Source organism: Sphingobium scionense (genome assembly GCF_014197035.1).
GTDB lineage: Bacteria > Pseudomonadota > Alphaproteobacteria > Sphingomonadales > Sphingomonadaceae > Sphingobium > Sphingobium scionense.
On the sequence record NZ_JACIEU010000029.1, the window covers coordinates 37,244 to 52,141 of the forward strand.

Consider the following 14,898-nt stretch of genomic DNA (forward strand, 5'->3'; position numbering starts at 1 on the left):
GCTCGCCTCCCGCGCCGCCCGCCCGCGGCGAGGCGCTCCGCCTCCACCAGCGCGACGCCGCCGCGGTCCACGCGCAACGCCCCCGCCGCCCGCAACTCCGCGCGACACCGCGGCACGATCAGGGGCAGAGGCGCGGCGCGAGGGATGATGAAGGTGGATTGGGGCGCGAGGCCGGGGGCGCGGCGGTAGCCGCGCGGGTGCTACGCTGGCGAGAGTCGCCGTAGCGAGGGGCGGCGGCGTGAACCGGCGGTCATCGCAGACACTGCGGGAGCGGCGTGGTCGGCGGCACCGGCAGGTGCGGTCCCGGTATCGGGAGCGAACGGGGGATAGTGGCGGGCCGCGCGGCGGAACGGTTGGCCACCAGCGAAATGCCGCTGGCTTGGTCCCCCATTATCCCCAGCGTGGCCTCAAGATAGGGCCGACTAGCGAGCGACCAGTTGTCGCCTACGCCTTCAGACAAGAAATCCTGCGATTAAATGCAACGGGTTGTGTCTCCATAGCTGGCTATCGCAAGGCCGCTACTCGTCAGAATCGGACGGAGGTTATGAAGGCATATTGGCCTGAGAAATCCTTCATTTCGGGTTTCCATCCCCGTAGCGATCGGTACGTTCGACAGGAACCAGAGGAAGGTGCCGGATGAGCAGAGTTGTTATTGCCATGCTTCTTATTCTGGCGCCCTCGATTGTGTCATCGCGCCCCATGTCGGTGGACGACGTACTCGGGATGGAACGTTTGGATCGGGCCCAGCTATCCCCCGATGGAATGCTTCTCGCCGCCGTTGTCCTTCGGCCGGCGAGAGATGGCGAAATATATGGCCGAGCAGCATATGAAATTGATCCATCTCGCGCAGATATATGGCTCATCGATCGCAGCACCGGCGTACGCCGAAATTTGACAGAAGGACACGCCGAGGCTGCCGGATCCTGGTGTGCGACGTGGTCCCCCGATGGGCAGCGCCTGGCGTTTCTGTCTACGCGCCCGGAAGGTACTGAGCCCAAAGGCGGCAATAATGTCAGGCTATACATGTGGGATCGGACGACCGATCGGGTCCACAGACTTAGTGACCAGGCGATCGTAACACAAACCAGGTACGGCAGCGGCGTCAACAGGCTTGATTTCGCGGGTCCGGGGTCGAATTCGCCGAATGTCTGTACGATTGGTGATGAGAATGCCCCGTTCGTTTGGCTTGACGGAAGTCGACTGCTAGCCGCGATGCTCCCGTCGGGCAGCATTTCGAGCCTCCTCGAAGCCACAGAGCGCTTCTATCGTCATGTATCAATGACCCGGGACAAAGTGCGCGAGGGCCAGGAAGCCGTGGTCAGTGCCTCTGCGAGTGGTGCAGAGCGCACGACAGTGGGCTCGGATCAGGAAGCGATCCTTACCATCGTGAACGTAGAGACGGGCACGTCCACAGATTTGGCGCATGTGCCGGCATATCCCTTCAAGGGGAGCCTTGCCGTCCGCGTCTCTCCAAGAGGTGACCGGGCTGCCGTTATGGCAACCACCGGTGTGCTTGCGCCTGCCAAAGATGCATCCTTTCCCAGAAATGACGGCGAATGGCTGGTTCAGAAAAAATTGGGTCTGGTCGATCTTCATAGACCGAAAGCCATCGAGTGGATGAAACTACCAGATGAAGCGGCACTACCATTGCTGCTGGTCGGCTGGGCAGGAGATGCCGGAGACACCTTTACTTTCGCGGCTCGCCCGAAACTGGAAAGCCAAGCCGTCCAATATTTTGCGGCCAATACTGTCACGGGCGTCATCAGACCTGAGACAGATCGTAAAAAGGACATCATGTCATCCCGGCCCGCTGGACTTCCGGAGAAGGCCCAACTGATTGGCCGCGATGCTAAAGGAATCGTATGGAGCGAGCAGACGGCCCAAGGCTTATTCGTTCGCGCATCCGCGCGAAATGGAAAAGCTGTCACTCTGCTTGAGCTTAATCGCCACCTAGCCGCAGTGGAGACCGGGCGTACGTTCGAATTTGATTACCTAAGCGGACACGGTGAGCCTCTGAAGGCGGCCGTTCTGCTGCCTCCAGGATATAAGGGCGGCAGGGTACCCGTGATAACATGGGGATACGCGGTAGCGACTGTTCCAAGCTGGTCAGACTACTCGCTGGATCTGTATATGCCGGGCATCTACAATCTCCATCTCTACGCCGCTCAGGGGTTCGCCATTCTGCTCCCGTCGATCCCATTAAAGCGGGATGGCAAGCAAGATCCGCTCACGGAGCTTGCGCTGGATGTTGATCCCGCAGTGGACCGATTGGTCGAACTTGGCATTGCGGACCGGACACGGGTCGGTTTCATGGGCCAAAGTTTCGGCGGCTATACAGCTTTAGGATTGGCTACGCAGTCCCATCGCTTCAATGCTATTGTGGCCATTGCCCCTATATCCGATTTGAGGGCCTACTATGGGGCATTTGATCCGACGGCTCGCGGGTACGATCTCGACGAACAAGATAAATCAGACAATGTGGTAATTGCTGAACTGACTTCGCCGGCGGCACAAGGGCCTCCATATGCGAAGGGAGAGTTTTACCAGCGTAACTCCCCCTTGAGTTTCGTCGATCAAGTGAACGCGCCAGTATTGCTAATCCACGGAGACCTGGACATCCGCGGCACAACATACCAATCGGAGGCATTTTATACGGGCCTATGGCGCCAAGGAAAGACTGCTCGCATCCTGCGGTACGGGGGCGAAAATCACTCGTTAGCGGGTTCCCCCGCAACCGTCCGAAGCGTGGTCAGCGAGATCTGCGAATGGTTTCACAAATATCTTTCACCAGGCAGCGCTCGATGATCGGCTCGTCTTGAAGCAAAGTATTGCGCATGCTGATCGCGCGTTCATCAAATGCTGGGGCCAGTGGACGGTCACTTTTATACAGGTGAGGCAATCAGGCGGCGAGCTTATCGACACCTTCATTGAAGCGATCGATCCATTCGCGCATATGCGGTCGCCGTTCCACGGGAATGGCCGCAGCGACACGCTGGAAATCAATGAGATCGACGGGTGCGCCTGCGACGATGGCGTCGATCTCGTCGGGATCAAGAAGCCCTCGCTGCCGGATGAACATGGTCATGGAGCCGGGACGGGCTTTTGTCGCCCGACGCCACAATCCCTCGACATTGCGCAGGCGTGGCGCGGCCCGCGCCTCAACCAACACGATCAATCGAAGCACCCAGCGCGGCAATTGCGCGACTTCCTCGGAACGCATATGCGCACAGATGACGCAACTCGATTTCGGGGGAACCGGCAAGCCTTCAGCCTCAATCCGCCTGATGCAGGCGTCGCGGTCCCAATGCCATTCGTGCAGAAGCGGATAAAGATAGTCGTATCGGGCATCCACGATGCCTTCGCGGTTCGCATAACGCCGGCTGTCGGCAGGTGAAGCGTCATACCCGATCAGCTTGACAACCTTACCGCCAACCTGCCATATATTATTTGCAAGTTGCCATTTTGACACCCAAAGGTCTTGAGGCTGTATCTTCCATTTGACCGAACAAGATTTTCTACCAAATGAGGCAGATGGCAAAGTCGAGTTCGTCAGGCAATTCTCCAATATTGTAAAGTACGGCGGCCAATGCTTGAATTTCTTCGGCTCGTATCGAACAATATGGTGCGATATGCCTCGATCGTCCATCCATTTCTCAAAAATCGGAAGGTAGGCGTAGCTCTGGGGCTTTTCGGCGCCAGTATCCGCAGTCAATACGGCATCCAGCCTTCGTCCCCTCGCCACCCATTCGATAATCATGGCGGTGCTGTTTACGCCCATGCCCCAGGCGGCCACAACTGGGTGGTTGGCAGATGGCATCGTCATGCGACCATCGCCAGCCAGCGGTCGGGCCAGGCCGGCGGCCGCATCGTAACCCTGAACGCCTGCAGCGGCGCGACGCCGTGCACGACATAGTGCGGCACACCGGTCGCACGCCGCAGTTGCTGGGCCGTCCTCAGCGCATGATCGAAGCCGGAGAGTTGCCGCCGCAGAGACGACAGGCTGCTGGGCGGGACAGGCGTGGACATGAAACCTCCGGGAAAGAAGCGGCGCCCGTGATCAGGCAGCGATCGGAAGATCGACACCGGCCGGAACAGCGGTATCGAGCGCCAGCAGGCTGTGGAGCGTGACAGGTGGTCTATTGGCCCGCCGCGTCTTAGGGCCTCGCGTGGGACGCGCCGGATCGTTGAACCGGCAGCCGAGGCGCGTGGCATGCTTGCCGATGACGGCGGGATCGCGGGCAAGGGCCTGCGCGACATCGACCATCGAGACGCCATATGTCCAGGCGTTACGGATCGCCCTGTCTTCGTCGGCGCTGAACGCGCGCATGAACCCGTGGACCAGCCCCATGTGGTTCGCATGATAGAGAACGGCGCGCACGCCGCGGCCAAGCGCTTCGGCGATCTGGCGGGTCGGAACCTTGCCATAGTCCGCGCGTAATCGCGCTTCTTCCTCGGCCGTCCAGACCGGTCCCTGCCGAAATCCGTCCCGGCGGACATGCGAGCCCCTGAGACCAAGCGCCTCGGCCCGCCAGCGGATCGAGTGAGGTGTGCGGCCAAGCCGCTCGCGCAGCGGCGTCAGGCTCGCGCCCGTCGCGTAAGCATGACGCAGAAGCGCGTCTTCCTCGGCGATCCACGGGCGGCCCCAGCCCCTGCCATAGCCCAGCTTACGCAGGCGCTGAACGAGGCTGCGACTGTTCCGGGCCGGGAAGCCTTCGGCCACCAGAACCTCGGCGATGGCGACATAACGTGCGCCGGTTGCCGCGAGTTCTAGGGCGCGGTTAATTTCCGCGTCGCTCCAGTCGTCCGGCTGGCAGGCATGGCGCAGCCCCAGCGCCGAAGCGCGCGAGATGACACCGGCGAAGGGTCGCCCGATCAGGCTCGCGATCTGCGCGACAGGAACGCCTTTCGCGTAGCCGGCGCGCAGCTGCGCGTCCTCCCAGCCACTGTACGGCGGGGATCCGGGCTCGGAGAGGCCGAGCAGCCGGGCGCGGGCATAGAGCGCGCTCACCCCGCGGCCCAGCCGCGCCGCCAATGTCGCGGTCGACTCGTGAGCGTAGCAGCGCGCCAGTTCCTCATCGTCCCAGTCGCTCCATGCTTGCCGCGAATTACGGCGCAGGCCCAGGTCATGGATCCGGGTAGCGACGGCGGCCCGGGACCGCCTAAGCCGGGCGGCGATCTCCTCCATCGTGCAATCGTCGATAAATGCCGCGCGGAGGCGCGCCGTCTCATCGGGAAGCCACGCATCCGCGCGGAAAGCCAGTTCAGAGAGCGGAATGGTCGGCGCGGTCTCCGTCGCGGGGACGAACGGGGTCAGTTCGACGATATCGGCGTCGAGATCAAAGCTGGTTTGGGTCATGGTGGGCTTCCTTCAGGCCAAGCCGACGACTGGAGTGTCGACGACGCGCAGGCGCAACCGGGCCGACAGGCGCGCGATACGCGTATCGCCGCGCGGCATGGTGTCCGAGGCGCCGATCGCGGCGAGCAGATCGAGACCGGCGTCGATGTCAGTGGTGGGGAGCGCGAGATGGCGCGCAAGATCATCTGCGGTGGTCGCGTTAGGCGCGATGCTGCCCAGCGCCCCGACGATGCGTGCGGCGGCGGATGCAGCGGGATCGAGCAGGAAAGCGTCGAGCGCGCGTTGCCCCCGCATGACGGCATGGGTGGTCCTGGCTGGTGCGACCTCGCGCAAGGTGTCTAGATCGAGGAGCGTGCGGCTCTCGTCCGCGTCGAGATCGGCGGCGGCGACCAGATCGGGTGTTCGACCGATATGCGGTGTGATCGTGGGATCGATCTTCGCCAGTACCGGCAGGGGCGAGAGCGCGGGTCCGAAGGCGAAGAACTCTCCCGGCGGCAACTGGCGGAGCAGCGCCGCCTGATCGCTGGCGAAGCCGAGCAGGTCAGCGGCGCGCGCCACGTCACGGTCAAAGACGTTGAGACCGATCAGGTGATTATGCAGTTCGGAGACCACTGAACTGGCGAGCTTGGCGAGACGCTGCGTGGCGATGATCGTGCCAATCCCGCGTTTGCGCCCGCGCGCGCACATGTCAGTGAGGGTAGCGACGCCTAGGCGGCGTGTTTCGGCGTCGCGGGCCGAGGCCGCCATATGCGGTGCGAGCAGATGCGCTTCATCGATGCAGACCAGCACCGTGTGTGCCCAATGCTCGCGCGGCGCCGAGAGGAGCCCTGCGAAGAAGGCGGCGGCCTTCTCAATGCGGTGGTCGGGCTCCAGATCCGTGAGATCGAGATGCAGGGCAATGCGGTGCTGGCGGGTGCGCAGCGCGAGCGCGGTAAGACCGTCATTGGCATAGTCGCGCGCGATGACGGTGGTGGCGCCGATATGCGCGGCAAGATTGGCGAACTCGCCTTCGGGATCGACGATGATCGTGGTCAGATAATCGAAGGCCTCCTCGATGATCCGGCGCAGCGTCTGGCTCTTGCCTGCGCCCGACGATCCCTGGATCAGGCATCGGCCCGACATCAGTTTGCCGAGATCCAGTTCCAGCGTGCCGGCCGAACAGTGACCGAGCGGAACTTTCGCATTGCGGGTGAAGTCATGAGTGGCGATGGTCATGGGCGTGCTCCTTCCGTCGGCATCGTGTGCGGACGCCGGATCTGCTGCTCAGGGGATGGGTTCGGGCGGCAGCGTCTCAGCCCGGCATGAAATCGGCAGTGATGCCGCCGCGATCCGCGGGGATGACAATCCGGCGATCCTTCGGGATCAGACAGGCGAGATGCTGCCGCGCCTCCATGACAATGGCCTCGAGGGTGGCGGCGTCCTCCCCCAGAAGAATGCCGGTCGCCACCTGCCGGGCTTCGCGCGCGAAGGCGCGGGACTGGGTCTCCCAGCTATCGGTGTCGGCATCGTCGCGCGAAGAAAACAGCGTCGCGTGGATCACGCATCCCAGGCGATCCGGGTCGATACCGCCGCCGCGGGTCACAAGGATCACGGCCTCCTCGATATCCCAACTGCCAGTGGGACAGACCAGGGCCGGGATTTCAATGGAATGGACGTGCCGCGGCGCATCCTCATGCCCGGTCTCGGCGATCTCCAGGTCGGCAACGATCCTGTCGACGAAACCTGAAGCGAAACCGCATGGAAGGCGGTCGTCTTCACCATAAGGATATTCGATGCCGTCCCGGTAAATCCGGAAGGAAACGTAGAGGATGATCGGTAGAGCGTCGTACCAGTCATAGCCGTCGAGCCAGCGTTCCTCCTCCACCAGCACGAAATCCTGAAGCGGCGGCTGATGGTGGGCGAGCGCCAGCGCCTGCGCGATCTCGGAGCGCAGCGACGGGACAATCATCATTGCGCCCGCAGAGGCAATTTCTAGGATAGTCATCCCGTCCGCGGGCTTTTGATGTTCATCGTCGGACGATGGATCCCAGATCGAGAGCCCTGGCCGTACCGCGGGCAGCGTCACACCGAGTCCTCGAGCCCGCAGCCATAAGGCGAAGGGCAGGCGATGATCCTCCTGGGCGGCGATGGCCGTGTATAGGGCCCGTTCCATGGCGATGCGCAGCGCTTTCATCGCCTCGTTCGCGATCACCGCGCGGCGGGCCGGCAGGGCGAGGCGAATTTCAGGCGCGTCGATCACATCGATGCGAACGGACCAGCGGCAGTCCTGCCTCTTCAACTCGAATATATTGGGAAGAGAGCACGGGACGGCCAAACCATGGAAGTTGATGCAGGGGCCATCCTGCTGGACCAAATTGCCTTTATAGACGCCGATACGGCAACCGCAGGCCTCTTCGATCAGCAGCGCATCCTCGAGAAAATCCTCACGGGGCAGCAGCGCACCGTCCAGCGTCACCGGCAAGGGATAGTAACGGGCGGCCTCAGCAATGGTCGAACGAATGCCCATCTTCCAGTCGCCGGATATCTCGATGCGGACCATCGTTTCCCAGCTGAGGTCGCACGGTTCGGGTTCGAGCGCCCTGTCGCCATTCCAGGATTCAGCGGGAATCCGGACCTTCCAGCCGTGTCCCATCGCGGGCGAGAAGGCGTGGATCTCGATGGCATGGCCGGCAAGGCTGAACAGGCCAATGCCGGCCGGATCCTCACGCCGCATGATATCGTCGCCCCAATCGGATAAACCGAGGGTCAGGAGCGCTGCGGGATTATCGATGCCGCAGCCGTCATCGTGGATATCGAGAAAGGCGCGGCCATCTTCCTCGACAAGGTTGATCATGACGCGCTGCGCGCCGGCCCGGCGGCAATTCTGCAGGATTTCGTGGATCGCAGCGAGCGCGCTACTCGCGACAAGGCGGGACGCGCAGCGAATGGCATCCTGGCTGACCGCGATCTCGATCGTGGCGGGAAGAAGCATGATCATCTCCTGTCTCGGCGACGGACCAACCGGCCGTCTCCCCTACCCTGCCCCCTTCCCTTTCGTCCCGGCTTGACGCTCTGCCGACGCAAAGCGCCAAGATAGTTGTCGTCGCGGTGAGCGTCCTGCAAAGAGGAGGCGATGAGCGATTCAAACGATGTGAAACTGCGGGACCTCGTGCGGCGACTGCCCGACTGGATGCGCAAGGACTTGGCCTCAAGCGATGCACCCCGGCGCGAGCGCGCGGAGGATGCCCTCCATGCGATGCTGCTGCCGCTGCTGGAGGCCGGCGCGGGCGCTCCATGATGGATTGAAGGCAATGGTATTCCGAGTGGAGCCCATCGCCGGCGGGATGCCAACCAGACTCTTCCCGGCTGGTAAGCCGTTCCTCGATACGGTCACCAGTCGTGGACGGGGAGATCGGCGGCACGATCCGCGTCGCAGTCGAGCAGCAGGAACTGGAAGCCCCGATCACGTCCGAACGCGATGATCTCCTGAAGATCATCCGGAATCTGCGCCCGACGGTTATCGGGTAGCGGCCGCGTCGGCACGAACCAGCCATAGACGGAGGCGGCGATGTCGATGGGGCGGTCGCTCGGAGGCCAGCAGGCCCATTTGTCGAGAAGGCCGGCCGTCTGCACCGTCAGATGGGCTGTCGAGAGCACGCAGTAGGCGCCGCTTTCAATCGAAGAGACTGAGCGGACTGCCGGGAGAGGCAGCAGGCGCAGGATCTCGGTCGAATAGCTTTCCGAAGGGTGATCGTCGAAATAGGCGGCCATGACCTCGTCATCTGGCAGCGTATTCGGATCGCGCCTGTCGCCGATCTCCTTCCACCATTCGCGCGCATATTCCGCCATCTCCGCGACGAGAACGTCACGGTTCAGGCCTGCGTAGAAATTGATGCCATGACGGTGCTCGATGATGCCCAGATGGACATCAATCGGCCAGGGCAGCGCACAAACCCTGAGCCCGCTTTCGCTGGCGCCGATCACCCCGATCAATGCGGCGCGCGCGGCGGCATCGAGGCTGTCCGGCCTCTCCAGGGCAGCGCGCACGCGGGCGAGCAGGGCGACATGATCGTGCCGAGTGATTTGCGGCCCCGCTGGCCCGGCCGACTTCGCCCCCGCTTGGGCCGCCGTAGTCACATTGTCCGTCATGTCAGTGCCCGAAGCATCTATCCGGATCGCCGGATTATCGGGATCCGACCAGTCGATGGTGTCGATGACCCACTGTTTCACAAAGGACCAGTCGAAACAGAAGGGGCAGGTCTCCTGGTTCCTGTACCAGGCGGCATCGACCGCATCGATCCAGCCCACGACAATGATGCGCATGGCGCAGGTCCCGATCGCCTCGAACGATTTGCGGATCGCCAGCGCACGAACGAGAGCGTCGGGTTCGGCGGCCGGATGGTCGCGCAGGTCGAGAACCGCTTCCCACAGGGAGGCGGCCGCTTCGAGATGGGAAAGTGTGTAATGTATCATGTGCGAGTTTCCTGGATCAGGCGGCGCGGCGATCGATGGACCGAGGCGGCGCCAGTTCGGCGGCTGTCAGGGTGTCGATGCGCGGGACGACGGCATCGAAAGCGGCATTGAGATCGATGGTCGCGACGCGGTGGGACGCGCTTCCCGGGTCATGGTCGAGCCGAAGCGCGATCGGCGCCAACCAGGTGGTCATCTCGGGAAACACCGACTGCAGCAGAAGCGCTTCGATGCGCCGCGCGGCGAGGCCGAGCTGGGCGGCGAGGCCAAAGGAAACGGCGATATCCCGTTCGAACCAACGATGGGGCGCAATCGTGTCGGCAATGCGCGTGCATGCCGCACGGATGGTCGCGGTCTGGACATGCAGGACCGCAACGCGGTGTCGCCGATCGGGATCGACGCCTTCCAGCGGGACCAGCGCACGATAGGAATAGAGAGGCGCGCACCCGGCGATGCGGGTGCGGGAAACGATCACATCCATGGGATAATCTCCAGAGGCACGGAAGAGGCAGTCGACCGCCCCGGGTCCGTCGCCCCAGCCCTCCTCCCCTCTCCGCTCCCTGCTCTCCGGCCCACGCACACGCCCAAGATCGGCGTCGGAAATCGGCGGCTATGCTACGGGAGACGTAAGGCGTCGGGATGTAAGGGGCGGTTGCCTCGATCAGTTTGCCGCAGAGCTGGTCGCCGCGTTGTCGTAGAGCGGCTATCGGCGCGCTGCCAGGCGCCTGCGGTCCAGATGGCCTCTGTGCATTATTCGAACACTCACGGTAACATTAGCGATACGAGGACGGTTAGGTCGGTCGGTCATCAGTCGCGGTCGATTCGGACGCTCTACAGAGCGCCCGGTTTGCGCCCATCCAAGCCGTTCTATTGGGAAAATGGCGCGCCCATGAGCGGGCATTCCGCTTGAGACCAAGGCTGGGACTTACCCGCCATTCCTAGTCCAGCCTCGAAAGAGCACGTTTCGGATAATCCGGTTATCAATGGATCCGGAGCCATCAGGGGAGCACGTTTGATCAACGGCTGATTATGCCGACACATGCTAAAGCGCGAGATGCGGCAACTAGGTTTTAGTCGCGCTCAGGTTGCCGCCGCAATAAACCATTCAAAATATCATAGCAGTAGTTGCCTAGTGTATACAGAAAACCTTTCGTTGATCTCATCGAACTCAGCTTCGCGCAGTACTTGCCGCCGCTGCACGCCATAGGATCGGATATCCACATCGGCCGGCAGACCCTGCGACGCCTCCTCAACAGCGACGATGACCTGCGCATCAGCCGGCGCCTGCGCGAAGATAAACCTCAGCATTTGAGGCAGGTGCACTGCGTCCTGGCCCTGTTGATTGGGGGCGTCGATCACAATCGGAAATGCCGTGGCGGTAGCATATTTAACGCGGGTTTGCAGAAACGCATAGTAATATGCCAGAAGTCCACGAGGCCCCTCGCTGCCACGCGCGGCCTGGATACGGTGTATAGACTGCGCGCCATCCTGCTCGAGCGCAACATCTAGGTCGAAGGCATATTTAGCGAGTAGCGCGCGGTAGAATTTTAGAATCTCGCCACTTCGCTTGGCACTAGTGAGGCTGGTCATTGTATCTCGATGCTTATCGACGCGGTAGCGTACATCAGCGGCATCGGCGGCCTTCTCACCCAGCGAGCTGCGAAGAATCTTGGCAGCTTCGGTCTTCCCAGCGGCGATCACAACATCATTAAAAGACAGGGCTGCTCGTTCGACCGCAAGAATATGCTCGATCCGTCGGAGGCTCCTCTCGATCTCGTGCAGCTTATCTTGTTTCTGCTGCTCGTCTTCCCTGACGCGGGTTAGCTTGATATTAGTGGCGCCGATCGCCTCAGTCAGCACGCCTTCGTCCTGGATCAGCGCGAAGCGGTCGGCCAAGTCGTTCGCATAGCCCTGACCGCAGGTAGGGCACTCGATCTCGTCGGGCAGCGCGGCGGCGACATCAAACTCCTCGCGCAGTTCGCGGAGCGCGCGCTCAAGCAGGCTCTTCTCGGACTGAAGAAGGTGCGTTTCCTCGTGCAATTCGGAGATTTCGCGCCGGTACTCGCGTTGCTGCGTCAGCAAAGTCTCGCTTTCCCGAACAAGGTCTTCAACCTCAGCGCGAAACTCTCCCATGTCATAGGTAGGGCTTACACCCTCATCAATCTGCTGGATTTGGTCTATAGCATCTCGCAGTGTCGAGACACTTGCTTCGAGTTCGGACAGCGCGATGCGATCAACGGCGAGATTAGCGCGCGCTTCATAATAAGCATCGGGCCTGAGCCCCGAGTGATAGTCAGCCAAGGTGCGCGTGCTATCGGGGAGGTAGAGATCTTGGAAGGATGACCAAGGCCGACTCCAGCCCATATCTTGATCGATATAGAAGGGCGCGAACATGTAGGATGGTGGCGGTACAACAATGTCGCCGTCGCGATCCGTCATTATTAGCTTGAAGCCAAAGAATTTCGCAAGCTGCGGCCCCCATTCCTTTACTATTTGTTGGCCCGAGAATAGCAATTTACGCTCAGCGTCGAACAAGGCGTACATGCCCAGCGCCTTTACCGCAGTGTAGCGTTTTCCTTGATATTCAAAGACCAATGCACTCGAGACGTTCCCGGCCCGCCATCGGCTATCAATCTTTTGGGGTAAGGCTCCCAGCGTCTCGTAGATGCTCTTCAGAATCGCTGATTTTCCGAAGCCGTTTCCACCTTGAATGACGATCCTTGACGCGTTCAAGGGCACCTTCAACGCGCGCTTCTCGGTCCGCGACAATAGGAAGAGTCCGACGAATCTTACGTTGGTCATGGCTAGCGTCTTTCAGCGATCGCAAGATGCGGCGCAGCCGCGTGACATTGGGACCGGTCATCCGAGCGATTCCATGATTTCGACAAGTAGTGCGGCTTGGCCGGTATAGGGCTCACCTACGGGGTCCAATATACTGCCGGCGAGCTTATAGGCGGCCATCGTTCCTACGATGGTGTCGTCCACCAAGTCTGGGTGCGCGGCAAACAACTCAGCGAGCGCTTGATGAAGATCAAGGGCAATCCCAGCGCCGCGTTCGCGGGCCCGCCAATATTCTAGACAGGCAAGCGATAGGCGGCGTAGCGGTATGGTCTTCCACCCATCGGCTATTAGCTCAGCTTCGACGGTCGGCCACCATTCGGTCGGCGTGCGGCCACGTCGCTTCATTTGCTCAACCAGCGCCGCGACATCCGAAGCCGCGAGACCCTTTTGCTTTTTGAGCTCGGGGAGATTCCTCGCGCTGGAAGCGACGGTCCCGGTGCAACGCGAGATTTCGCTGAGCAGCGCCTGATAAAGCGGTTGGGCGGATACCGCATATTCTGGCCCGATCGCGGTCGCAAACTCGGTGACAATGCCGAGCAAGGTCTGGCGGAAGCTTTGCATGTCGAGCGCGATGCGCTCATAAACCAAAAGTTCGGCGTGCCGTGGATCGATGCTTCCGGGGAAATCGGCTTGGATCGCGGCGACCAAGACGCCATGATCCTCAGCGGATAATGCTGAAAGCAATATCTCACCGTCGTCTGGTCCGGTCTTGCTGCCATCAGGATATTTCGCCTGGAGGTGTTGGTTCGAGATGATCGCTGCCTTCCGAACCAGCGCCCCGAATTCGTGCAGGTTGTGATAGGTCTTGCCAACGATGGATTTGGGCAGGTCGCCTTTGGCTGGCCTGCTTGCCAACCGTTTAGGCGTCCAGGCCGAGCCGGCGCGGGATTTCATCTGGTAAAAGCAAATGGCAGCGTCGTCGCCGTCTCCGGTCAGAAAAATTAAGTCGTCAAAGAAGTCGAAATAGGCAACAAAGCCTTCGCCGTTTTGGTAGGCCTCGAGAATTCGCGCCATCGACGCGTGCATTTGAAAGTCAAAAGCGCGTGAGGCCACCGAGCCTGCTTGTTCACGCGGTTTCTTTGCGATCAGAGCCTTGGATGCCATCGAAATTGCTTCCCCCGGAGGCCAAAATGCCACGTGGATAAAGCTTTGCAACCAACAATTTCGCCGTGTGAGCCGCTTTGACCGGAACTGAGCGATTGACTGGCTCCCAGGGAAGCCGCCGTTCCAAGGGCGATCGGTGAAGGGCCCATTCTAGCCGGCAGCCGACACCGCGTGAGCATTACCTATCCCCGCAACCCGGCTTCGAACCGGACCGTCATCTACCGGCCAGAGCTGGGCTTTCGCAGCCGAGGAGTGGTTTCAACCGGAATCGTCGGAAAACTCGGTTGCGATAACAGCTCGTATATCAGACTGCGATTGTCGGGAGGATATCAAGGCTTCGCCAAACGTACCGGCATAAACGGCGATACCATTTCCAGTTCTGGTGTGCTTTCGCACGGGCACCCTTCTGAAAGTCACCGGGCAGGAGCGCGACGAGCACGCAGCGGGAAGTGTGGGGATGGCGTTGCGGAATTCGGCGCGGTTCAATCTCGGAAAGTCCGCTTGTGCCCCGCTCGGTTCAACGGCCATCGTCAATCGGTCCCGGCAGGAGGATTGCGGCTTGCGTGTCCTTGCCCGGCATGACGGGCAAGCTGGTCATCTCGTTCATGGGGTACTCCCGGATTGTCTGGTCGTGCTGTGCGGGCAGCCATGTCGGGGTGATGCGGAATGGCGGCTGCAAAGCATCGCAGCATCGCCGCCATGTGTCTGCGCATATGCGCTTTGTTGGTAATGATCGCCTCGGGGTTCAGCAGTTCGCCCTGCGGCGTCATGAAGCCGATTGCGGGATCGCCATCGCGTAGTTCGATAACGAGGCGGTGTCCGCGTGGCTGGGCTTTATGGGCATAGCGGGCGACGAATTCGCCGAGGCGGCCGGACAGACCCTGCGCGAGCCTGGTCCAGCGGATATGGCCGCCGGCGAGGACCTCGCCCTCGCATAGTCCGCGCTCGAGCCAGGCGCGCAATTGCGCGCGCTGCTGGAGGGACTGTCAGGATTTCCGTGTGTGGCCGGGCATAATGGGCAACAAGGAGTCCCACTATGTCACGACGCAAAGTACCTGCCATACCGAATGAGCTTCTCGATCAGCTTTTGGCGGGCGGCGCTGCCAGTGCCGCCTTCGAGCAGGGCGGTCTGCTCGATTCGCTGAAGA

The 14,898-nt window shown here is 61.4% G+C and carries 12 protein-coding genes; 2 read left to right on the forward strand and 10 right to left on the reverse strand.

Translation table 11 applies throughout. The features are described 5' to 3' along the window. Nucleotides 1-1,278 precede the first annotated feature (1,278 nt). On the forward strand, nt 1,279-2,805 hold the full coding sequence (locus GGQ90_RS23875; RefSeq protein ID WP_223178421.1) for an alpha/beta hydrolase family protein: 1,527 nt from the start codon (nt 1,279-1,281) through the stop codon (nt 2,803-2,805). A 94-nt stretch (nt 2,806-2,899) separates the two neighbouring features. On the opposite strand, the gene GGQ90_RS23880 is transcribed toward GGQ90_RS23875, so the two are convergent. From GGQ90_RS23880 to GGQ90_RS23900, 5 genes are all read right to left on the reverse strand, one after another. After that, the gene (locus GGQ90_RS23880; RefSeq protein WP_201450263.1) at nt 2,900-3,823 is read right to left on the reverse strand and encodes a hypothetical protein; all 924 of its coding nucleotides are present in this window, start codon (nt 3,821-3,823) and stop codon (nt 2,900-2,902) included. Continuing rightward, nucleotides 3,820-4,026 (reverse strand): hypothetical protein, encoded by a 207-nt coding sequence (locus GGQ90_RS23885; protein ID WP_103094823.1) that lies wholly within the window; start codon nt 4,024-4,026, stop codon nt 3,820-3,822. Before GGQ90_RS23885 ends, GGQ90_RS23880 begins: the two co-directional genes overlap by 4 nt. Before the next feature lie 31 nt (nt 4,027-4,057). Continuing rightward, nucleotides 4,058-5,356 carry a hypothetical protein gene (locus tag GGQ90_RS23890; RefSeq protein ID WP_159365890.1) on the reverse strand — a complete coding sequence of 433 codons (1,299 nt, stop codon included), beginning with the start codon at nt 5,354-5,356 and terminating at the stop codon, nt 4,058-4,060. Nucleotides 5,357-5,368: 12 nt separating this feature from the next. Further along, the gene (locus tag GGQ90_RS23895) at nt 5,369-6,571 is read right to left on the reverse strand and encodes an ATP-binding protein (protein WP_159365889.1); all 1,203 of its coding nucleotides are present in this window, start codon (nt 6,569-6,571) and stop codon (nt 5,369-5,371) included. Between the two features lie 76 nt (nt 6,572-6,647). Continuing rightward, nucleotides 6,648-8,327 carry a sensor histidine kinase gene (locus GGQ90_RS23900; RefSeq protein WP_234893143.1) on the reverse strand — a complete coding sequence of 560 codons (1,680 nt, stop codon included), beginning with the start codon at nt 8,325-8,327 and terminating at the stop codon, nt 6,648-6,650. A gap of 141 nt (nt 8,328-8,468) precedes the next feature. On the opposite strand from GGQ90_RS23900, the gene GGQ90_RS23905 reads away from it, so the two are divergent. Then, a complete protein-coding gene (locus tag GGQ90_RS23905; RefSeq protein ID WP_169860756.1) occupies nt 8,469-8,633 on the forward strand; it encodes a hypothetical protein in 165 nt (54 codons plus the stop codon). A 92-nt stretch (nt 8,634-8,725) separates the two neighbouring features. On the opposite strand, the gene GGQ90_RS23910 is transcribed toward GGQ90_RS23905, so the two are convergent. The 5 genes from GGQ90_RS23910 to GGQ90_RS23930 form a co-directional block, all read right to left on the reverse strand. Then, entirely contained in the window at nt 8,726-9,658 is a 933-nt protein-coding gene (locus GGQ90_RS23910) for a DUF5983 family protein (RefSeq protein ID WP_246428412.1), read from the reverse strand. Nucleotides 9,659-9,824: 166 nt separating this feature from the next. After that, the gene (locus GGQ90_RS23915) at nt 9,825-10,286 is read right to left on the reverse strand and encodes a hypothetical protein (RefSeq protein ID WP_159365886.1); all 462 of its coding nucleotides are present in this window, start codon (nt 10,284-10,286) and stop codon (nt 9,825-9,827) included. A gap of 632 nt (nt 10,287-10,918) precedes the next feature. After that, on the reverse strand, nt 10,919-12,607 hold the full coding sequence (locus GGQ90_RS23920) for a hypothetical protein (RefSeq protein WP_159365885.1): 1,689 nt from the start codon (nt 12,605-12,607) through the stop codon (nt 10,919-10,921). 57 nt (nt 12,608-12,664) lie between these two features. After that, entirely contained in the window at nt 12,665-13,750 is a 1,086-nt protein-coding gene (locus GGQ90_RS23925) for a dsDNA nuclease domain-containing protein (protein ID WP_159365884.1), read from the reverse strand. 530 nt (nt 13,751-14,280) lie between these two features. Continuing rightward, nucleotides 14,281-14,712 carry a hypothetical protein gene (locus GGQ90_RS23930; protein WP_188084188.1) on the reverse strand — a complete coding sequence of 144 codons (432 nt, stop codon included), beginning with the start codon at nt 14,710-14,712 and terminating at the stop codon, nt 14,281-14,283. Nucleotides 14,713-14,898 lie beyond the last annotated feature (186 nt).